Consider the following 22,147-nt stretch of genomic DNA (forward strand, 5'->3'; position numbering starts at 1 on the left):
ATGCCTGTATGAGGTACAAGCCGTTCGTACAGACCCATTGTAAAGGATCGTTCGGAGAGGGTCGCTTGATTGTGATGACAATCGGGCGATGGAAGGTTACATTCCTGTCACGTTGGCGAGCCGATGTGCTGCCAAGAAGCAGAGGATTGATCACAAAATGCGGAGGAGCCGTCATGGGGAACGATGCCCCGTCCTTCTATACTGAGAGAAGGAGTGATGACGATGAGAGATCAGCAACAATACGAAGAAATTCGAGCTGCCGCCGCATCTGTTTACAATAGGATGACTACGGATGGATCCGGGGATTGGGGAATGGCGATCGACTGCTGGGATTGGGTGCCGGGGGTCGGTTTGATCGCGATTATGTACTATGGAGAGCAGTTGGAGCAAACGGAAGCAGTACAGTATGTTCACCATTGGATGGAACGCAATGAGCGCTTGGCCGGAGGAGAGCTTGTTATTAACGCCGTCGCACCTTATACCGTTTTGCCGGCATTGTATGAGCTTACCGGAGAGAAGCGGTACTTGGACAAGGCCGCCGCGGTAGGAGATTGGCTGTTGCGGGAAGCGCCAAGAACGAGAGAAGGCGCCTTGGAGCATACGGTGACGGAAGCCGCCGCGTTTCCAGAGCAAGTATGGGCTGACACCCTCTTTATGTCGGTACTGTTTATGGCTAAGCTCGCTAGAGTGACTGGGCAGGTGAAATATGCCGAAGAAGCGGCGAAGCAATTGGAGCTTCATTTGCGCCTGCTTCAGGATGAGGCTACGGGCTTGTTATTTCACGGCTGGAATTGCGGTGAAGGCCATCATATGTCCGCCGCCCGTTGGGCCAGAGCGAATGCATGGGTTATGCTGGCTACGTCATGGATCGCTAAGGAAATCGATCAACTCATCGCTCTACCTGCCTCAATAACGGAGAGATACACCAAACTTGCCCAGGGCTTGGTCGAAAACCAAGGAGCGGACGGTCTATGGCCGACGGTATTGGATCGCCCTGACTACTATAGCGAAACCTCGGGCAGTGCCGGCATAGCAGCGGGATTGCTGTCGGGTATACAACTGGGATGGCTGAAGGATGTGTATCTTCAAGCTGTCGAACAGGCTTTGCAAGGCATAATAAGCCATATTGCCGCTGACGGGACCGTATTGCAGGTATCCGGAGGTACGCCTGTACTGGAGAGTATAGCTGCCTATAATAGCGTTCCGTGCTATCCATCGCAATACGGTCAAGGTTTGACCTTAATTTTACTGACAATGGCGGCGGCCATGTACGAAGGGGGCGGCTGCGATGCGACAGCAGAATAATGCCCGAACTTCCCGGTCAACCGTTAGCTCATGGCGCAGAGCGCTGCAGGAATACGGATGGGGGCTTATCTTCTTACTTCCGGCGATTGCCGTATTTTGCGTGTTTTTGTGGACGCCGATCGCTAAAGGGATTTTTTACAGCTTTATGAATGTCGACTTTGTTAGAGGCAACAGCTTTGTCGGTTTGGCCAATTACCGTGAAATTTTTGCGAGCAGCGTGCTGGCCAAGTCGGTTCTTAATACGCTTTACTACATGCTGTTGTGCGTGCTGATAGGCTTCTGGGTGCCAAGCATCGTATCTATTGCGATCTCGGAGCTGCGATGGTTTAAAGGGACTATGCGTTTAGTGGTCTACTTGCCCAATATTGTGCCTGCCGTTGTTTTATACGGAATGTGGCAATGGCTGTATGATCCACTAGGACCGGCTAATCAGATCGTGTCATGGTTTGGCGGGCACCAGATCATGTGGCTTACGGACAAAAGCATGGCTATGATTTCGATTGTCATTGCGGAGACGTGGCAGTCCTTTGGAACAGCCGCGCTCATCTATTTGGCCGGGATTGTGAGCATTCCGAAAGACCTGTACGAAGCGGCCGAAATGGATGGCGCAGGCGTCATGCAGCGCATTCGCTACATTACGATTCCAAGCATTCGTCATCTTTATGTTTTATTGTTTATTTTGCAGCTTATCGGGACTTCGCAAGGCTTCCTGACGCATATGGCTTTAACCGGAGGCGGACCGAACAATACGACGCTGACCTATATGTATCAGATTATTAATGAAGCGTTCACGAATCTCAACTATGGCAGAGCTTCCGCGATGGGCGTCCTGATGTTCATTGTATTGGCGACTTTATCGATTGTCATGTATTCCATTCAAGGAAGGAGCAAGCAGGCATGAGAGGCGAAGAACGGAGCATTCTGTCCTCCTTTGATTACACCAAGAAAAGCGTGCGGATCGGCTACGCGATTATGCTGCTTGCACTTGCTGTTCTAGCGGTTATGATGCTGTACCCCTTTGGCACGACCATTTTCTCCTCCTTTAAAACCAGAGCGGAAATTTTCACCTTTCCGCCTAGCTTCTTGCCGCAGCAGTTGGAATGGAGCAATTATAAGGAAGGGCTGCAATTTGTAAATTTAACCCGGGGCTTTGCGAATACGCTGCTGTTATTTGCAGGGAACGCGATCTTTTCGCTAATTGTGATCGGACTGGCTTCCTTCAGCCTCTCCCAGATGAAGCTGCCGTTTCGCAAAGGCCTTATTTTGTTTTTTATGAGCACGCTGATGATTCCAAGCGCTACCTATTTAATCCCGAATTTTTTGAACCTGAAAAGCTTGGGGCTGATCGATTCCTATTGGGCGTTTTGGCTGCCGGCCGCCGCGAATGCCTTTCATATTATGCTGCTCAAGAGCTTTTTTGACGGAATTCACAAAGAGCTGTTCGATGCGGCGCGAATCGACGGAGCTTCGGAGGTGCGTTGCTTTTTCCAAATGGCCGTCCCGTTGTCCATTCCCGTGTTCTCGACGCTGCTTATTTTTGCTTTTACATCGACCTGGAATGATTGGTATTGGCCTTCGTTAGTGCTGACTACACAAGCGAAATATCCGATTGCCTCCATGGTTTACCGCAACATCATCGAGTCTAGCATTATTCCTTGGAATATTAAGTTCAGCGTGTTGACGATCATTATGATTCCGCCGCTTCTGTTCTTTTTGATCTTCCAAAAAAACATTATGCACGGCTTGAATCTATCGGGTATAAAAGGTTAAGCACGGAGAATTGATCATCACAATCATTGAATAAATCATCGTTCGTCAAAGCCGATGAGGATATGCTTGGTTTGCAGTAAATACTAAAGCATAGAGGAAGGGGCAAGGAAAGTGAGAAAGAATGCAAAGGCAATGGGCATACTGGCTATTGCCGCTATGATGACAGTGATCTCTGCTTGCGGCGGCAATAACGACAAAGGAACGAATGGCAATGAGGGGCAACCCACGCAATCTTCCGCGAGCGCGAGCCCGTCGCCGGTTGTCGAAAAGGAGAAAGACGAGATTACGCTGACGGTTCAATTTCCGAAGTCCGATAATGTAGTGGAAATTCCGATCTACGAGGATAAAATGAAACGCTTTGGCGAGAAATATCCCCATGTCAAAATGGTTAAAAACGACTGGTGGTACAAGTCCGACGAGATCGGCATCAAAATGGCGGCTCACCAAGCGCCATCCGGCTTCTATGTCCCGGCGACGGAAGGCGGTACGTTAGTCGGTCACGGGTGGGCGGCAGATTTGAATCCGTTCCTGGAGAAATACGAGTTTGCCAATGACTTTAATGAAAAGCTGACCTCGCAGTTTACGGTGGACGGCAAGTTATATGCCGTACCTAAAAATGCCTACATTTCCTCCATCATCATTAACAAGAAGCTGTTTGAAGAGAATAATGTGCCTATTCCTTCCTTGGATTGGACATGGGACGAGTTCTATGAGGCGGCGAAAGCGACCGCCGATCCGGCCAAAGGAATCGCCGGCTTCGCGATCATGGCCAAAGGGAACGAGGGCGGATGGAACTGGACGAACTTTCTGTATCAAGCGGGCGGCGCTGCGCAGGAGGTACAAGCCGATAAGGTCGTGTCCACGTTTAACTCCGACGCAGGCGTGAAAGCGATGACGTTTATGAAAAAGCTGAGATGGGAAGGCAATGCATTGCCGCAAAACTGGGCGTTAAATTATGGCGATGTATACAACTTGTTCAAGCAAGGACGCGCGGCAATCGTGCTTGGCGAAAGCGGGCAAATTGAGGATGCCGTCAATAACGGCGGCATGAACAAAGAGGATCTGATGATTCTTCCTATGCCGTCGATGGAACAAGGCGGCCCGCATGTTGGGGTGCTGGGCGGCAATTATATGATCGTAAATCCGCAAGAATCGTTAGAAGTGCAGCAGGCCGCTTTTGACTTCATCACCTTCGATATGTTCAAGGACAGCGAAATCGATGTGTTAAAAACAGTGCTGGAGGACCGCAAAGCCAAAGGCCAGATTAAAGCGTACGGCAGTGCCGCTTACTACTACAAAGCCAATTCCGAATTCGGCCAAAAGTTTGAAGCTCTGCTTAACGAGTATCCGGACAACGTATACAAGCTCGACCCTAAGGTCATTGAAGCCATGGTCGGCATTCCCGAGCCGGCGTATAACGGGCAGGAGTTTTACGGAGCAATTACGAACGTGATGCAAGAAGTGTTCACGAATGAGAAGGCGGATGTAAAAGCTTTGCTGGACGAGGCCGCCGCAAACTTCGATAATGAAGTGCTTTCCAAGGTGACCATTCAAAAATAAGCAACAGCAGCTATCTCTCTTGCAGGAACGTTCTGCAGGGAGATAGCTTTGCTATTTGTTGTGGGGGGCGGAAAGGAATGCTGGAAATACGCGCAGTAACGGACTTGGAAACGGGACTTGTCTATACCGGGTTTGGACGGAAGGGCAGCAACACGGTTCATTCCTATTTTACTGTGATGTCCTGGCGTGCAGATAGCCGCTTTATCCTGATCGGAGCGGATGTGGATCCTGCGACTATGGCCGGTAAGATAATGGAAATCGATTCCGCGACCGGCTCTGCAAGAGTGATCCAGGAAGACATGCTATGCTATAACGGATTAGTGTCGGCTAACGACGTTTTCTGCTACAGTACAGGTGCAGAGCTTATGGCGCTGGATTTGAGGACGGGTGTGCGACAGCTTATCGCGAAGCAACCGAAGGGGTGTCCCTTTCTGGAGCCGCTATCGATTACAAACGAGGGTAAACGCCTCGGGGTTTATTGGGAAGAAGCGGGGAGGTATGCGATCGGTACGGTAGATACGGCGACAGGGGAGGTTCAAACCGTTATATGCCCGGATTTTGCAAAGCCTTATACTATCGCTAATCATGCGATGATTAACCCTGTTTATCCGGAGCAGCTGTTTTATGCCCACGAGGGCAATACCGAGCACATCGTCGACCGCATTTGGTCTGTTGCTACAGAGACCGGCGAAGCTTGCAATCTCTATGAGCAGCGGAGGCTGCCTGGAGGAGAGAACGGCGAATATGTCGGACATGAGATGTGGTCCTACGACGGCGAGTGGCTTTATTTTGTGAAATATTCGCATAGCCCAACGGCGCCCGTAGGCATTTGCCGCGTAAGTCGCGACGGCCGTTCGGTTGAATTCATTAACGGGGAACATCGCTATTGGCATGCTTGTCCGAGCCCGGACGGTCGTTACGTGGTCGCGGATACGCTGCTTGATGAGGGGGAGGGCAGCGAGATTGTGCTTGTCGATCTTGCAACGCGCAAGTCGCGGCTGCTCTGCCGCGTCAACCGCTGGAACCGCCATCCGGGCCATCCGCATCCGTCCTTCAGTCCCGACAGTCGTAAAATCGTCTTTACCTTCGCAGATGAACACCGTGATTTACGTGTCGGAATCATGGAGCTAGCTCCATCATGTAGGGAGGAACAGCATGCATACGATCCTGGTTGTAGACGATGAAGCGATCGTTTGTCAGGGTATCAGAGAATTTCTAGAGAAGTCCGACCTGCCTATTGAGCAAGTGTTAACGGCATCCAACGGCTATGAAGCGCTTGATTATTTGCGGATGGAAAATGTGGATTTAGTGCTAACCGATATTCAGATGGACGGGATGAACGGAATTACGCTGATGGAATCTATTTTATCGGAAAATCCGGATGTGCCCGTCGTCGTTATCTCCGCGCATGACGAGTTTGATTACGCGCAGAAATGTATTCGTCTTGGAGCACGCGATTATTTGATTAAACCGGTATTACTGAGTCAACTGATAGAAGTTGTGAATAAGGAGCTAACGAGACGATCGGAAAAATACAAGCTGCGAGCGGAGGACTCGCTTAAGCTGAAGTTTTCGATGACCGGCGTTTCTTCCCTGCGTACTTATTTTTTGAATGAGATGATCTCGGGCTCGCTCGCGCATGCGGATGATTATCGATTTATTTGCGAGCAAATTGACGTTACGTTAAGCGGGCCGTATTACTCCGTATTCGTAACAGAGCTGCAATGGGAAAGAGCGGGCATCGAAGGAGAAGCGATTATGCTGCTGCGCGATCGCAATTTATTGAAGTATGCGGCAGTCAATATCATTGAAGAAACGCTAACGAATTGGGATGCGATTTCATTTTATAGTTATGGCAATAAAGTGGTGACGATTCTGCAACTGGAATGGGATGACTATGAGATCAACAAAGCGGACAATATTTCAAAGCTGAACATGGTTGGCAAAACCATCGTTCAAAATATCGGGCAGTACTTGAATATGGAAGCCATTGTGGGGATCAGTCCGATTCAAATGGGGCTGCAGGCTCTTCCGGATAGCTATCGCAAGGCCTCCGAAGCGACGAAATGGCACGGGCTTTACGAAACGCGATCGATATTTTTTGCGGAAGATTACCAATCCAAAGAAGCTTCGGTGCAAGTTAACTGGCAGCGAAAGACGGATGAACTGCTGGAAGAGATTAAAACGGGTCGGAAGCTTGAGGATATTCGGCAAGTCGTGGACGGCTTCATTAGCCAGATTTCACCCGTATTCGATCAGGAGGATACGACGGCCGGCATCCCTCTAAGCATTGCTTACCGCGCTTATGCCGTCATGCTGGAGATGAAGGAGACGGTGGGGGAGCGATATAAGGCGCTGGATCCTATTCACTACTTCAAGTTTCCTTTGCAGACGATCGGCATGCGCCAGCGTCTGGCTTCGTTTCTGCTGGAATGCGCCGAGCTGATTCACTCCTCGATGATCGATCATGACCGTGCGATCGTACAGCAAACCATTGCTTATATAAGAGCGGAATTCCGGAATCAAGAATTGAAGATCCAGGATATTGCAGATCATGTCTATCTAAGCCCGAACTATTTGAGCTTTTTGTTTAAACGCATTGCTAACGAGACCGTGTGGGAATACGTCACCCGCTTGCGAATGGAAGAGGCCAAACATTTGCTGCTGAATACATCGAAGAAAAGATACGAAATCGCAGACGAGGTCGGGTACGAATCCCCCGAGCATTTCAGCAGAGTCTTCAAACGTTATTACGGAGAAAGTCCGAATGCGGTCCGCGGATAATGGGGTGTTGGATGTGTTGGGCAAATTAAAATCTAAATCGATGACCCTGACGGGGAAGGGGATTCTATTCGTTCTCGTATTTATTTTGCTCCCCGCGCTCCTTATTTTTTGGGTGGCCTCCAATCAGGCTACTCTAGCGATTAAACAGCAGGTAAGCAATGCGCTGGTGGAACTGAATATCCAGAATCACGCGACCATCGATCGGGTGATGGATGCCATAGATCAGAACATCGTAAACATGATGAGCTCAAGCCTGATTCAACAATGGAATACGCCTCGTCCAATTTCGGAAAGGCAGCGCGTTAAGCAATATGTAGCTACGGAGAACTTGCTGGCGAATTATTCGGTCAAAGAAAAGTATTCTTTATTTCTATTGGAGCATGACGCGGCGGATTATTATTTTGTTCCGCCTCCCGATATTTCGGATTCAGGCGTGTTCTTTTTAGATCGGGAAGGCGGAAAGTGGCTGGATAATGCCCTGAACGCCGGCGGGGCGGGAATTGTTCAGCCGATTAATCAGCTTGGTTTTGCTATCTCTCCCAAGCAGACCTTTGCTTATTTAAGGGCGGTATCGGACTTGACCACCGGCAAGAGAACCCGGAATGTCCTTGTGGCCACAGGAATTGAGACGGTTATTCAAGAAGCGCTTAACGCGATCAATCTTCCCGAGCAGTCGCGGAAGTTCCTGGTCGATCAAGACGGAGTGGTGCTGGCAGGGGGGAACTCCGAATTTCGCAGCTTTGCTTTTCCCGAGCAAGGAGAGGAACTTCGGCCCAATGTATGGATGACGAACGACTCGATGTACGTTTATCATGATAGTCCAATGTACATGAACCGACTCGTGTACGAAATTCCGTTAAAATCGGTACTGGGTTCGCATACAGTTGTGCAGGACATTATTAAAATTACGGCGCTGTGCTATTTCGCGGTTATTTTGCTGTTTATTTTTTATTTCAGTAAATCGATTGTTCGTCCAATGGCTCGGCTTGCCGCCTTCACGCGCATGTATGAGCCGGGCAAAAAGATGGCCAGGTTCAAGGAGGGGGAGCGCAAGGATGAAATCGGTTTGTTCTACAGCTCCTTCTTTGCCATGACAGAACGCTTGAATCAATTGGTGAAAGAAAAATATGTGATGGAGATCAAACAAAAAGAATCGGAGCTGATTCTGCTGCATTCGCAGATAACCCCGCATTTGCTGTACAACACGTTGGACTCCGTATATTGGTACGGCATTCGAGGCGGAGTGCCGGAGGTAGCCGAGATGGTAAGGGATTTATCTACCGTCCTGCGGATTGGGTTAAGCCGCGGCAAGGAATTGATTCATGTTCGCGAGGAGCGGGAGCATGTAGAGGCCTACTTGCATTTGCAGGAAAAGAGATACGAGCATTCCTTTCAGTTTCGACTGGAGGTCGATCCCGCTGTCGAAAATTGTTTGCTGCCCAAAGTAATTATTCAGCCGCTGGTGGAAAACAGCATCTTGCACGGCATTGGCAAAATGGATGGAGAAGGGGAAGTCTATATTCGGATTAAAGAGGCTGCCGACGAGGTGCGAATTACGGTGGAGGACAATGGCTTTCGATCTGTGAACTTGTCGAAGCTGAGCGATATTCTAACCGGCAAGGCCGATCCGGACCAAGGCTTTGGCATTCGCAATGTGAATAAGCGAATTCAATTGAGATTCGGCTTATCGTACGGTTTATCCTATGATCTGCGAGAGGAAGGCGGATTAAGGGCGCTCATAAGATTGCCCAGAAGGTTCGGAGAATAGATCATAGAATGCGGAGAAGTCATCATCGGTAGGAAAAAAGTTAGCGCTTACAATAAGGGGGGATAAAATAAACGAGAGGGTGTGAATGAAATGATGGCAAACAGGTGGATAGCAAGCACTCTGATCGTATTTCTGCTATGTGCGTTTCCAACGCCAAAACTTCTATTCGAAGCGGGAGCGACCGCCTATGCGGCCGAGCTGCTGGAAGAGACTGCGATTAGCGATTTTGAGAGCGAGGAGGAGGTATGGCAATTCGGACTAGGCGATGGGGTAGGCGCACAAGGGGGCTATTCCAGGGACGAGACGGCTTCGTTTACAGGTACTTTCTCCGGTCGGCTAATCGGCAATTTCGACACGGGAGGCAAATTTGTCGTTCTTGGGAGAAGCTTTATCCCCCTAGACATGAAGAGCTTTTCCTTTCAAATCAAAACTTCGGATATTAATAAAATAACGATCCGCTTAAGGGACGCTAAGGGGCAAGTCCATCAGCAGACGATCGAACTGCAAGCTACGGAAGATTGGCAGAAGGTCGAAGTAACGGCATTTGATCGCGGCTTAGGCTATCTGTCCTTCGGCTCGGGAACCCCGGGCGTCTGGAACGGTCCTGCGGACCGGATCGAGTTTCTATTGGAGAAATCTCGTTTAACGGGAGGGAAAACGAGCGGCACCGTGTGGATCGATGAGATTAAGGCTATGGCCGTTCCGCAACAGGAGCTATGGAAGACCGAGATCGGAAGCTTCGAGCAGGCAATCGATTTATGGGAGCTTGCCTTTGGCATGGAGTTTCCGGGGGCGAGCGGCGATTTCATTCGCGATACTGCGGAGGTCAAGTCCGGCGCCTATTCCGGCAAGCTTTCCGGCAATTTCAGCAATGGAGGCAAATACCTTTCGCTCGGGAGAGACCTGCCGCCGGTTTCTATGAAGAAGCTGGAGTTTTGGGCTAAAACGTCGGATGCACAGTGGGTAACGCTGCGTATTAAGGACGGCTCAGGCCAGGTGCATCAACAGAAGGTTCCCCTTACGCCAAACGGACAATGGTCCAAGGTGGAACTATTGAAATTCAACGGAGGCAAGGATTACTTCTCCTTCGGCGGCGCGAACGATCAGAAGTGGCATGATCCGGTGCAGCGCGTCGAGGTGCTAATGGATCAGCCCAGCTTAATAGGCGGCAAGTTGAGCGGGGATATTTGGCTGGATCAAGTCGAGATGACTTCTGAATTTCCAGAGCTGACTGTCCAACAGAAGCAGCTGGGCAATATTTATCTGGATTATGAGCCGGTAGCCTTGCAGATCGCGACACAGGGGACGACCGTTCAGTGGAGCGTATACGATCATCTGGAGCAGAAGGTGCTGGACGGCAGCGAGACCGTTGCTAATCATTTGCTGGATTTGACGATTCCGCTTCACAGCTATGGCTATTATACCGTCACGATCGACGCGGAGAAGGATGGACAAACGATTGCCGAGACGGAACTGTCTCTGGCGCGTTTGTCCGCGGAGGACCCGACTTTGGCGGAGGATTCGCCTTTTGGCATTTCCACGCATCTGGCATGGGCGAAGGAAGGCTGGAGCACGGAGCTAAGCAAGCTGATTCGGCGCGCAGGGGCGAAAAGCTTCCGAGATGAGATCACGTGGGAGTCGCTCGAGTATGAGAAGGGAAAATATCGCAAGCCGGCTAATCGAGATGCATTTATGAAGCGAACGCAAGAGGATGATTTGAATCCGTTTATTATATTGAATTATACGAATCCTTTCTATGATCAGAACAGTACGCCATACACGGCTGAAGGCCGCGAAGGCTTTGCCGACTATGGCGTTGCTCTCTTGGATTTGTACGGCGATCGGATTAAATCTATCGAAGTGTACAATGAATTTAACGGCAGCTTTGGCTCCAGAGGCAACGGCATTGCCGGCTCAAGACCGGATAGCTATTATGAACTGCTTAAAACGACTCACGAGAAAATAAAGGCGGCCAATCCCGATGTGACGGTAGTCGGTATGGCGACAGCGGGAACGCCTCTAGATTGGATTGAAGAAGTGTTTAAGCTGGGCGGCTTGAACTATATGGATGCGATGTCGATCCATCCTTATCAGAGTCAGCGTCCGCCGGATGGAATGGTTCAAGCTGTGCGCAGCACGCAGGAGCTTATGCGCCAATACAATAATGGTCGGGAAATTCCCATATGGTATACGGAGATTGGCTGGCCGACCAAAGCAAGCATAGGCATTCCGGAAAATACGCAAGCGAATTATGTCGTCCGCACTTATGTTCAAGCTCTTGCGGAAGGCGTAGAAAAGGTATTCTGGTACGATCTCATGAATGACGGCATGCAAGAGGACTATTATGAGCATCACCTTGGCATGCTTCGCAATCGGGCGGATGAGAAAGGGGCATTTACGCCAAAGCCGTCTTACGCCTCCTATGCGACGATGACAAGACAATTAATCGGTGCGGATTTTGTAGAACAGGAATATGCCGGAACCGATATTTTCAGCTATAAATTCAATAAGTCCGGAGAAGAGCTGCGCGTCGTCTGGTCCAATGAACCGCTTCAGGCAGCAATCGATACGGACGTTCCCATTCAAATTACGGATATGATGGGCAATACCGAGACCTATTCGCCTTACCAGGGAAAAGTGTTTTTAACATTGTCCGGTGAGCCTCATTATATTAAAGGCTCGATTCGGGGGATTGTCGAATCGTCTATGTTTTCTATCTATGGCGATTCTGTAGTTGCCGGGGAACCGGTTGCCTTAACGCTGCAGATGAACAATGCGGGCGCAGCTCCCGCTAAAGTCGGCTTTGAATTTGAAGGGAATCGCTATGAGTTGGAGGCGGCCAGCGGCCAGTCTAAGGTAATGCCGCTGCAGCAATCGGCAATTATGAAGAGCGGTTCTCGGGTTCTGACGGGCTTCCTGCTGGACGGGGGCCAAAAAATAGGCAAGCTGCAATATGTCGCGCAATCTCTTCACCCCTATGAGGCAAAGGTTTATCCCGTTTTGAAGGCCGCGAACTTGGAGAATAAAGCGGTCGCGCTGCAAATTAAAAATTTCTCCAAGCAGAAGCCGTTAGTTATTAACGGGGTTGAATGGCAGCTAGGGAGCCAGCAAGGATTGCAGGGCGACAGGGTTCAGATCCCGCCGGACAGCACCGCTGTCGTAGAAATTGAGTTAGAGGATCTGAATATGGAGGTAAGCTACCCTGTCCAGATGAAGGTTATTTTCGAAGAGGCGGAGCCTTATGAATATCAAGGCAATTTTGATTTCAACCCTATCCACATACGCACCGTTGAAGTCGACGGCAAACCGGATGAAGGTATAGTGGCTGGCGTGCCAACTATTCATTTGTCTAATGGCACAGTCAAAATGACGGATTATAAGGGAACAACGGATCTGGATGGGCAATTCTGGTTTCATTTCGATCGGGATCATTTCTATTTGACTGCAAAAGTGACGGATGATGTGCATGCTTATCAGGCAGCAGGGGCAGATATTTGGAAAAACGACAGCATTCAATTTGCTATTGCACAAGGCGTACCGGGAAGCGCTTCGGAATGGTATGAGTACGGCGTATCCGATACGGCGAATGGGCCGCAAATCTATCGCTGGAATGCTCCGACAGGGGTAGCGAGAGGGCCGGTATCCAACGGGCAATTACAGATTACGCGCGAGGAGCAGCAGAAGCTGACGGTGTATGAACTGGCGCTGCCATGGTCCGAGCTTGCTCCAATTCAGTATAAACAGCCTGACGGTATCCATTTTTCTTTGCTGGTTAATGACAATGACGGCAGCGGCAGAAAAGGCTGGATCGAGTGGGCATCCGGCATCGGGCTTGAGAAAAAACCAAGCTTGTACAGAACGATGCAGTGGATGGCCGATGAAGCGACGTGGACGGCTCCGATGGCCCAATCGGCGTCCTATCAAACTGTAGCAGGTACTGTTCTTCAAGGATTCCTACAAGCGGAGCATGATGAAGGCACGACTCTTCGTTATGAGATCATAGATGCTGCCGCGCAAGGAAGCGTGACGATGATAGATAGCCTGACGGGCGAATTCGAATACAGGCCGAATGCTTCGGCATCCGGGGAGGATACGTTCACCTTCCGCGTCAACGACGGTTATGAATATTCCCATACAGCTGTAGTGACGATTTCCATTGAAGCTAAGGCAACTAATAATCCGCCTGCATCAACTGGAGGTTCTGCGGCGGGCGCCTACATTTCCACGACAGGCGAACTGTATTTGCCTGCAGGCGAGTCGGGTAAGATTAGCTTGGGAAATCGGATTCAGCTTGTACTTCCCTCAGGTTCAACGAAAACAGGAACGCAGCTGACGATAACCGAAGGGAAGGCCGATGCGACGCTGAAGTCGTTGAGTCCCGTTTTTGAATTGAGCAGCAAGCCGGTCGTTCAACTGCAGAAGCCGGCTGTCGTCAGCTTCGCCTTTGATTCGGAGAAGCTGGGTAAGGGCCAGACTGCGGCAATTTGGCGCTTGGATAACGAGAAAAAGCAGTGGATACAGGTAGGCGGCACAGTAAAGGACGGCCTCATTTCAACTGAACTGGAGCAGCTTGGCCTATACGCTGTATTGGCTGTCGACGGAGAAAGGGAGGGGACTGAGCCGAATCAGCCGATAATGCCGGAGTTTGCCGATGTACAGGGACACTGGGCGCAGGCTGAGATCAAACGGGCCGTACAGCTCGGAATTATACAAGGATACTCCGATCAGACCTTCCGACCCGATCAATCGGTCAGCCGTCAAGAGCTTATTGCGATGCTGGATAGAGCGCTGCAGCCGCAAGGCCATGGGGAGGCGATCAGTTTTATCGATCAAGCGAGCATTGGAGTATGGGCTAAGTCCAGTATAGCCAAAGCCGTTCAAGCCGGGTGGCTCACGGGCTATGCGGATGGCAGCTTCCGTCCGACTGCAGGAATCTCGCGTGCCGAGATGGCAGCCGTGTTAGCGAAAGCGGCAAAATTGTCTGTCGGAGGTCGCGAAAATACCGGATTTGCGGATGATGACAGCATACCGCCATGGGCCAAGAGCTATATCTCGGCGGCAGTCGAGGGGGGCCTACTGCAAGGTCGCGGCGACAATCGCTTCGCCGCTTCAGGAGTTGTTACCCGTGCAGAGGCTGCGGCAATAACAGTACGGTTAATAGCTCGTATAGCCGATTAGTACGGATTTCGAATACAAATTTGATCGAGTATGTTTCGATCTGCTTCAAAGAAGCCGACCGCCTGATGGAATATTCAGTGCGGTCGGCTTTAAATTTTAAAACCTATCGCCTATATGGACCTAACGAACGATATTATGAAGATATTTTTTTCATAAAAACAAAAAATAGGCTAACTTTCACCTAATATAATGATTGAAAGCGCTTGAATTATTAAAAACTTGATGCTATAATCCGTTTTGTAAGCAAACGTTTTTGCTAACAAATAGATTTGAAGCGTTTGCTGATACTTTTAGGTAGGTGGGGGATAGGATGGTCAGGAAGTTAAAGGTAGGCATTCTAGGAGCCGGGGGCATATTCGAGGCTCATGCTTCGGGATTTAGTAGGCTTAGGGATCGGTGTGAGGTCGTCGTAGCGGACACGAACGTCGATGGACATCCCCGCATTCGGAAGCAGCTTGGCAACGAGATGGAAATCGTGAGCGATTATCGCATGGAGGGCTCGGCATGAAGGTCGGAATCGACTCGTTCACCATCCGGGAGCTGAAGCTGGATCCTTACCGAATGATGGATTATGTCAAGGACGGTATTTTATTTTTTTCTCCTAAAGGCGTAAGCCGACAAAGTAAAGCTCCCGGGCAGGGAGTCGTTCCTTTCAAGGAAATCATCGCCACTCTGGGCGAGTACAACCCTCAATTGCCGCTTTCGATCGAGGATCACAAATGGATATTTGAGTTCGACGCACATGGAAGAGCGTCTGTTATTCGGGACCCGGTACTTGAACGACTTGCTTAACCGGCTCCATTTATACGGGTAAGGAGGGCATAATTTGCTGCGTACCATTTACAACCAACGTTTCCTCCTACTTATGCTGCTGCCGACAATCCTTGTGCTGACGGTTTTTACATACAAACCGATGATCGGCTGGATCATTGCATTCAAGGATTACCGACCGGGCATGAGCATATGGGAGGGGGAGTGGACGGGCCTTGAAACGTTCCGCGAGTTTTTTGTGGATTCTACAGACGCCATGGACGTGTTCCGCAATACGCTGGTAATCAATATTTCCGCGCTTGTCATCAATTTGTCGGTGGCGTTGGTGTTCGCGATATTGCTGAACGAAATTCGAAACAAGCGTGTGAAGTCTATCGTGCAGACGTTTTCTCTCTTTCCGTTTTTCATCTCCTGGGTTATCGTTTATGCGCTTCTAACCATCTTCTTGTCCGTCAATTCCGGGCTGGTCAACATGTTGCTTGTAAAATATCACATCGTCGAGGAAGGCATTAATTTGCTGGGCGATCCGAAATACGCATGGGGACTTGTTATCGCGATCAATCTGTGGAAATCGCTCGGTTACAATGCCATCATTTTTCTGGCTGCGATTGCCGGCATCGATTCCGGGCAATACGAGGCGGCGGAGATTGACGGAGCGGGACGTTGGAGCAAAATCATTCATATTACCGTCCCTAATGTAATGCCTGCGCTGGTGGTGCTGATTATTCTTAACAGCGGGACGCTATTAAACAGCAATTTTGACCAATTCTTTTTGCTTACCAATCCGACCAACCTTCCGAGGATGGAAGTATTTGATATGTATGTTTACAAATTCGGCTTGAAAATGGGCGATTACTCCTACTCCACTGCGGTAAGCATCCTGAAAACCGGTATCAGTATCTTGATGTTGCTTTTCGTAAACACGTTGTGCAAGCGGCTTGCCAACAGGTCCTTGTTCTGATAAGAGTTGCCGCCGGTAATGGAGGATAGTGTATGAGAAAAGCAGGTTCGACGAATATCGCTTTTGACGTTTTTAACTATTTGCTTATGGCCGTAGTGGTCATGTTAACCTTCTATCCGTTCGTTTATATGGTCATGCTGTCGCTGAGCTCCGAAAATACGTATGCAAAAGCATTGTTCTATCCGGAAGGATTATCGATGGATGCCTACAGATTTCTTGTAACGGAGGTCGACTTTTTCAGCGGGCTTTCCATATCGATCGCACGGAGCACGGTTGGACCGCTATGCACGATTGCCGTCATCTACATGGGGGCTTATGCGCTTTCGCGTAAAGAGCTCGTTTTTCGAAAATTTTTTACCCGGTATGTCATTTTCGCCATGTACTTTACTGCAGGAATTTTACCGGTATATATGAATATTTCCGGTCTGCACCTGACCGGCACGTTCTGGGTCTATATTTTGCCGAACCTAGTGAGCGTATTCGGATTGATCCTGATCCGAACCTTTATTCAGGAGCTGCCGCGAAGCCTGGAAGAATCGGCTTTCATTGACGGCGCCAACGATTTGCAGGTCGCTTTCCGTATCATTTTCCCGCTTTGCGTTCCCGTTCTGGCTGCCATGCTGTTATTCGAGTTTATTTTTCAATGGAATTCATTTACGGATACGCTGCTCTATAACACAACGCGAAGCGATCTGTTCACCCTTCAATATATTTTGACAAACTATGTAAAAAATGAAGCGCTGTCCGCAACCGTCGATATTTCGGATATGAATCGGACCGGAGGGAGCTACTCTCTGGAATCGATCAAAATGGCGATGACGGTTATCGTGTGTATTCCGATTATTATCGTTTATCCGTTCCTTCAGCGGTACTTCATCCAGGGACTGCTGTTAGGAGCTGTTAAAGAATAGCTTTGCCAAAAAAAGAGGAGGGTTTAAATGAAAACAAAAAAATCAATGAGCAAGTTGATTCTCATCCTGACCGTTGCTGCGCTGGCGGCAGCCGGATGCACAAGCGGTAACAAGAACGGCACGCCAACTGCCGCTCCATCCGGGAGCGGAGGAAGTATGGTTGGGGAAAATGCAGAAAAACCGCTAGTCAAATACAAATATCTGATCCGCGGCATTACGAAACCGACAAGCAGCACGGAAGACGAAATCGGTCAGTTGATCAAAGAAAAATTCAATGTAGAGTTTGAATTTATTCCTTATAACGAATCCAATTATGAAAAAGCGCAATTAATGCTGGCAGCAAATGATTGGGGCGATATCGACATCGTCACGACCGGATTGGACGACATTACCAAGAAGTATATTCAAGCAGGTGTTTTTCTTAAACTGGACGATTACAAGGATTTGCTCCCGAACTTCTTCGATTATGAGAAGGACGTCATCCCGTATTGGAGAACGTTCGACGAGAACAACGGCGATTTGTATGTGTGGCAGGCAGGACCCGACCAACAGCAGTTGACATCGGAACCTTTGGATATCGTTACCCGAGTAGATGTATTGGAAGGTTTGGGATGGCCGCAGTTGGATACAACCGACGATTACATTGAGTTCCTTCGGAATGCGATGAAGAAATTCCCGGAAAGCTTAGGCAAAAAATCGATCGGGATGATCAATTTCTGGGGGGAGCCGATCGGACCGCTTCTTGCAACCTATCTTCCAAGACACAGCGGTTATCAGCATGTATACAAAACGACCGGTCTGGTCGATGTCGAAGCGAAAAAATTCGTCAGCCTTCCGGGACATCCGTATACGAAGGAAACGTTCAAGTTCTGGAACACATTGTATCGTGAAGGCTTGATGGATAAGGAGGCGTGGACGGATAAATTCCCCGAATTCCAGAAAAAGTGGGAATCCGGCGTCGCTCTGACGGCTAACTTCGCGAAGTGGATGGTACCGGACAAAAACGCGAAAATGGAGCAATTGGGACATCCGGAAATGCAGTACATCGTGACGCCGATCCGGTTATCCATCGCCAAGAATGAAGGAAAAAACGTGCGCTACGAATTAACTAACAGCCTGAGACCCGACGAGACGACAGGCATCCTGAAGACTGCGAAGAACCCGGAACGATTGCTTGAGGTCATCAATTTTATGGCTTCCAAAGAAATGACGATCCGGCTGGGCTGGGGAGTAGAGGGCAGAGATTATGTTGTTAAAGACGGCGTGCGCGTGCCGACGGAGGAGTATGTTCAAATCGTCAAGAGCGGCGATCCAGATAAAGTTTTGCAAAAAAGGTTCGGAATCGGTTATGCGACGATGTTCCCTATCCGTTATATCGCCGTGGGCGATGATGGTCAGCATAATATGGCGTCCAGCGATTCGCGGTATTTAATGGCGGTGGCGACCGAGACGCAAAAAAAAGCATATCAAGCGTACGGATGGGACACGATGCTGGATGCCTGGCACAACAACCCGAATTTCAAGTTAGAGTCGTTTGATATAACCCCTTATATCGTGGCCTCGAATATCGCTCCATCGCAGAGCGAAGCGAAAATAGAAGAAAAAATTATTCAATTAATGAATAAGCAAATTCCGCTGATTATAACGGCTAAAAACGATGCGGAATTCGAAAATCATTACAACGAAACGGTTAGTAAGGCGGATGAGCTGGGTCTGCAGAAGATTATCGACAAGTATAACGAGCAACTGCAGAACTTCAGTTCGAGAATAGAGGAGCTTTCGAACCGCTAACATTGATTTGAAACGGAATCCCGAATCGCGAGATTCGGGACTCCGATCAAAAATGGAAAACAAGGAGACGATGAATTTGCGGAAATTGGTTTGTCTGCTTGCCGTATTGTTAACCTTGGGGTGTCTGTCGCTCCAACCTCCCCGTGCCGCTGCCGATTCCATAACCCCGGATGCCATTCAGGATCTTGGGGTGACTCGGCAATCGGCCACCTCGGTTGAATTGACTTGGCCGTTGCCCGATAATCACGCGGCGATCGAATCCTCTCTTACCTACGATATTCGGTATTCCACAACGAATGTCATTCGGGAAGCAACATGGCCTTTGGCCACTCAGCTATCGGCAACATTGGACCCTCAGCTTGACAACGGAATCATGAGCGTCGTTCTATCGGATTTGGATCCGGATCAACGGTACTGGTTCGCGATTAAAGCTTCCTACGGAGCGAATGAATCCGGTATATCCAACTCGCCGGCTACCTTGATTACGGATTTAAGTCAAGTCGACGTATGGATGTTTAATCAATCCTCCTATGATTCAAGGGATCGCGACTTGGTTCGAGTCATTCAGCCGGATCTCATCCATCGTGCAGCCTACGAGTGGATCGGGACGGAGTTCCAAGACCGAAACTTTGACGGTGTGTTGCAAAGTTTGGACAGGCTGGTTAAGGACGGCACGTCCATTGGATCGGGCATATCGGCCAAATACTTCCTGCCGACGATTGAAACGATCGGTCCGGGCGTAGATTTGAATCAGGCGGATGGAGGCAATGTCGGATGGGATCCGATTATTAATTTGGTCAATTACTGGAATCCGCATGGCAGTGCCCATCTGCAGTATAAAGCAAAAAAACATATCGATTTCGGCTTTCACGATTTTGAGTTCGATGAGCTTTTCGTTCCGCAGGGACTCGGCACATCGGGTCTTGAGACGATGATCAATAACGTTCGCGATTATGCACAGACGCAATATGGCCGTAAAGTGTTTATTTCAGCTAATGCCGATTACGGAGGAATGGAATATTCTTTTACCAACTATACGGTGGATGGAACGGAAGCGGTCGACTACTATAAAAACAACTATCCGATCACTAAAGACACCAACGGCAACTATGAAGGAAATTTCAATCATATTCCAAGATTGAGGGATCTGGCGGATCGGGTGAACAAGCCGTTCTATTATTTTATCGATTTCGCTTCCCCGACAGTTTATGGAGGACCAGCTTTGAATCAATGGGAGAACTTTACAAGAATAGGGAATGCCCAAGTGTTGGCCGCCGGATCGTTCCCCGGAATGGGGCGGGCTTTCTACAATGCTTTAGATGTTTATGAACTGAACGTATTTACGCAGCAAGCCAATTTATTTAAGTTCATGAGGGAGAACCGGAAGCTGTGGCACGATTTGACATGGATCACCCCCGCAACGTTAACTACGAGTGTCTCGAACGTATGGACGAGCGCATTCGAGCAAACCGGAAGAACGATTCTCCATCTTGTCAACGGAAATTATAACAATACGACACAAACGATGGCGAGCAAGGAAAATATTACGGTTACGATTTCTCTGGCATCGGAGCCAACCCGCGTATGGTTAACGACGCCGGATAAATTATCGAATCAACGCAAGCAAACGCTATCTTTTACTTACAATAACGGTATTGCAACTATTCAGGTTCCCAAACTGGAGTTCCACGACGTCATTGTCATGGATCAGGGGGATTCGTATGATCCGGTGTACAATCCGATGGAAATCGTATTCCCTTATCCAAACCCGGACGAACTGGCCGCAGGGGATACGTTCCATGTGACGGCTGTGCAGACGGAAGGCTTCAGGCAAGATTTCGATTGGTACGTTAACGGTGTTGCAGGCGGCAACGCGTCTGTAGGAACGATCGATGGGGAAGGGAATTATAAGGCGCCAAGCACGGTTCCTCTATCGGGACCGGTTACGATTAAAGCGGCAAGTAAAGAAGACCCCGCCGTATCGGGCGAATTTAAACTTGAGATCGTAAGCGCTCGCAGCCTTCCTTGGCAAGAAACGTTCGCTGCAGATGCAATCGGTAAAGTTCCAGAAAATTGGGCCATCGTCGACGGAAAAGGCGATTGGAGAATCAGTCAGGATGCGGGTGACAAAGTTCTGCATAATTTTAATTTGTCCGATGGCGCGGTGCAAAGAGGCGAGGCGATGTACTCCCCCTTAATTGTGAGCGGCAACCAGTCGTGGACGGACTACAACTACAAGTTTGCGGTAAAAACTATGAAGACGCCGCTTGTGTGGTACGGCGCTCCCGGGTTAAAAGAAGATTCATACATCGGTTCGGTGTTCAGATTCCAGGACCGAAAAAATTATTATGAATACAGACTGTGTTACGACAACAAATTACGATTATTTAAAACGGTTAACGGCACGACGACACAGCTCGGTTCACCGGTGTCTGCAGCATTTCCGAGCGTCGGTACCTATAGTACGATGGAAGTGAAAGTGTTTGGATCGAACTTTATGGCATTCGTGAACGGGGAACTGATTCGCTACGATTCCGACTCTTCGATTGCTGCCGGGGGCATCGGATTCACAACGGATTTTACGGAAAATTATTTTAAGGACATCGGTGTGGCTCCCTTCGCTGACGATACAGCCTATATCGACGAAGCCAACGACGATTCAAAGCTGTTCGGGAACAGCGCCAACATAGGAACGGATACCAGCAATGCTGCTTATCTGGGCGGCGACGGTTCTAGATTCAACAAGCTGGGCACAGCGGAGGAATGGATTTCGTACGAGGTAGAAAACCGGACGGATGCCCGAATTACGACCTATCATTGGAACGGTGCGGCCATCAATCATTTAAAAGTGTACACATCGGATAACGGTACCGCGTGGACGGAGTATACGCCGCAGATCAATACGGTCATGTCGCAAAATCAGAACGACTGGCATAAGGTGACCTACAGCGTGTCTGAATTTCCGTCGGGGACAAAATATATGAAGATCGTATGGCCCAGTATAACGGGTCAGCTCTATGCGCCGCAGGTTGGCAGAGTCGTACTGAGCGACCGCCCGTTTATCGACGAAGCGGCGGATGGCGCGAAGCTGTATGGGCACAGCAGCAACGTAGGAATTGACACGAACAATGCCGCATCGATGGGCGGCGACGGATCCAGATTCAACAAGCTGGGCACGGCAGAGGAATGGATTTCGTACGAGACGCTAACCCGATTGGGGGCTCGAATCACGACCTATCATTGGAACGGTGCGGCCATCAATCATTTAAAAGTGTACACATCGGATAACGGTACCGCGTGGACGGAGTATACGCCGCAGATCAATACGGTCATGTCGCAAAATCAGTA

The 22,147-nt window shown here is 49.3% G+C and carries 14 protein-coding genes; all 14 read left to right on the top strand.

The window, feature by feature from the left end; all coding sequences use genetic code 11:
- Positions 1 to 222: 222 nt before the first annotated feature.
- On the top strand, positions 223 to 1,305 hold the full coding sequence (locus tag DFP98_RS14765; RefSeq protein ID WP_181917702.1) for a glycoside hydrolase family 88 protein: 1,083 nt from the start codon (positions 223 to 225) through the stop codon (positions 1,303 to 1,305).
- Positions 1,289 to 2,206 carry a carbohydrate ABC transporter permease gene (locus tag DFP98_RS14770; protein ID WP_116061376.1) on the top strand — a complete coding sequence of 306 codons (918 nt, stop codon included), beginning with the start codon at positions 1,289 to 1,291 and terminating at the stop codon, positions 2,204 to 2,206. Before DFP98_RS14765 ends, DFP98_RS14770 begins: the two co-directional genes overlap by 17 nt.
- The gene (locus DFP98_RS14775) at positions 2,203 to 3,075 is read left to right on the top strand and encodes a carbohydrate ABC transporter permease (RefSeq protein WP_116061377.1); all 873 of its coding nucleotides are present in this window, start codon (positions 2,203 to 2,205) and stop codon (positions 3,073 to 3,075) included. Before DFP98_RS14770 ends, DFP98_RS14775 begins: the two co-directional genes overlap by 4 nt.
- Before the next feature lie 111 nt (positions 3,076 to 3,186).
- On the top strand, positions 3,187 to 4,635 hold the full coding sequence (locus DFP98_RS14780) for an ABC transporter substrate-binding protein (RefSeq protein WP_147310192.1): 1,449 nt from the start codon (positions 3,187 to 3,189) through the stop codon (positions 4,633 to 4,635).
- Positions 4,636 to 4,712: 77 nt separating this feature from the next.
- Positions 4,713 to 5,819: a TolB family protein gene (locus DFP98_RS14785; RefSeq protein WP_116061379.1), complete on the top strand. Its 1,107-nt coding sequence runs from the start codon at positions 4,713 to 4,715 to the stop codon at positions 5,817 to 5,819.
- On the top strand, positions 5,791 to 7,419 hold the full coding sequence (locus DFP98_RS14790) for a response regulator (protein ID WP_116061380.1): 1,629 nt from the start codon (positions 5,791 to 5,793) through the stop codon (positions 7,417 to 7,419). Before DFP98_RS14785 ends, DFP98_RS14790 begins: the two co-directional genes overlap by 29 nt.
- Positions 7,403 to 9,187, top strand: a complete 1,785-nt coding sequence (locus DFP98_RS14795; protein ID WP_116061381.1) for a cache domain-containing sensor histidine kinase — start codon at positions 7,403 to 7,405, stop codon at positions 9,185 to 9,187. The genes DFP98_RS14790 and DFP98_RS14795 overlap by 17 nt, the downstream gene beginning before the upstream one ends.
- Before the next feature lie 90 nt (positions 9,188 to 9,277).
- On the top strand, positions 9,278 to 14,365 hold the full coding sequence (locus tag DFP98_RS14800) for an S-layer homology domain-containing protein (RefSeq protein WP_116061382.1): 5,088 nt from the start codon (positions 9,278 to 9,280) through the stop codon (positions 14,363 to 14,365).
- Positions 14,366 to 14,675: 310 nt separating this feature from the next.
- A complete protein-coding gene (locus DFP98_RS14805; protein ID WP_116061383.1) occupies positions 14,676 to 14,873 on the top strand; it encodes a hypothetical protein in 198 nt (65 codons plus the stop codon).
- A complete protein-coding gene (locus tag DFP98_RS14810) occupies positions 14,870 to 15,157 on the top strand; it encodes a hypothetical protein (RefSeq protein WP_116061384.1) in 288 nt (95 codons plus the stop codon). The genes DFP98_RS14805 and DFP98_RS14810 overlap by 4 nt, the downstream gene beginning before the upstream one ends.
- 34 nt (positions 15,158 to 15,191) lie before the next feature.
- Positions 15,192 to 16,097, top strand: coding sequence for an ABC transporter permease (locus DFP98_RS14815; RefSeq protein ID WP_116061385.1), 906 nt, complete (start codon positions 15,192 to 15,194; stop codon positions 16,095 to 16,097).
- Between the two features lie 32 nt (positions 16,098 to 16,129).
- Positions 16,130 to 17,008: a carbohydrate ABC transporter permease gene (locus DFP98_RS14820; protein WP_116061386.1), complete on the top strand. Its 879-nt coding sequence runs from the start codon at positions 16,130 to 16,132 to the stop codon at positions 17,006 to 17,008.
- A gap of 27 nt (positions 17,009 to 17,035) precedes the next feature.
- Positions 17,036 to 18,799 carry a type 2 periplasmic-binding domain-containing protein gene (locus DFP98_RS14825; RefSeq protein ID WP_116061387.1) on the top strand — a complete coding sequence of 588 codons (1,764 nt, stop codon included), beginning with the start codon at positions 17,036 to 17,038 and terminating at the stop codon, positions 18,797 to 18,799.
- A gap of 76 nt (positions 18,800 to 18,875) precedes the next feature.
- Positions 18,876 to 22,147, top strand: a 3,272-nt coding sequence (locus DFP98_RS14830; RefSeq protein WP_220377107.1) for a fibronectin type III domain-containing protein, incomplete at its 3' end; no start/stop codon positions are given.

The organism is Cohnella phaseoli, assembly GCF_003386235.1.
Classification (GTDB): domain Bacteria; phylum Bacillota; class Bacilli; order Paenibacillales; family Paenibacillaceae; genus Cohnella; species Cohnella phaseoli.

Bases quoted from the DNA above. Each gene is read 5' to 3' on its own strand.
- DFP98_RS14785 (WP_116061379.1), top strand. From the start codon at position 4,713: ATGCTGGAAATACGCGCAGTAACGGACTTGGAAACGGGACTTGTCTAT.
- DFP98_RS14775 (WP_116061377.1), top strand. From the start codon at position 2,203: ATGAGAGGCGAAGAACGGAGCATTCTGTCCTCCTTTGATTACACCAAG.
- DFP98_RS14795 (WP_116061381.1), top strand. From the start codon at position 7,403: ATGCGGTCCGCGGATAATGGGGTGTTGGATGTGTTGGGCAAATTAAAA.
- DFP98_RS14790 (WP_116061380.1), top strand. From the start codon at position 5,791: ATGCATACGATCCTGGTTGTAGACGATGAAGCGATCGTTTGTCAGGGT.
- DFP98_RS14770 (WP_116061376.1), top strand. From the start codon at position 1,289: ATGCGACAGCAGAATAATGCCCGAACTTCCCGGTCAACCGTTAGCTCA.
- DFP98_RS14820 (WP_116061386.1), top strand. From the start codon at position 16,130: ATGAGAAAAGCAGGTTCGACGAATATCGCTTTTGACGTTTTTAACTAT.
- DFP98_RS14765 (WP_181917702.1), top strand. From the start codon at position 223: ATGAGAGATCAGCAACAATACGAAGAAATTCGAGCTGCCGCCGCATCT.
- DFP98_RS14800 (WP_116061382.1), top strand. From the start codon at position 9,278: ATGATGGCAAACAGGTGGATAGCAAGCACTCTGATCGTATTTCTGCTA.
- DFP98_RS14805 (WP_116061383.1), top strand. From the start codon at position 14,676: ATGGTCAGGAAGTTAAAGGTAGGCATTCTAGGAGCCGGGGGCATATTC.
- DFP98_RS14810 (WP_116061384.1), top strand. From the start codon at position 14,870: ATGAAGGTCGGAATCGACTCGTTCACCATCCGGGAGCTGAAGCTGGAT.
- DFP98_RS14825 (WP_116061387.1), top strand. From the start codon at position 17,036: ATGAAAACAAAAAAATCAATGAGCAAGTTGATTCTCATCCTGACCGTT.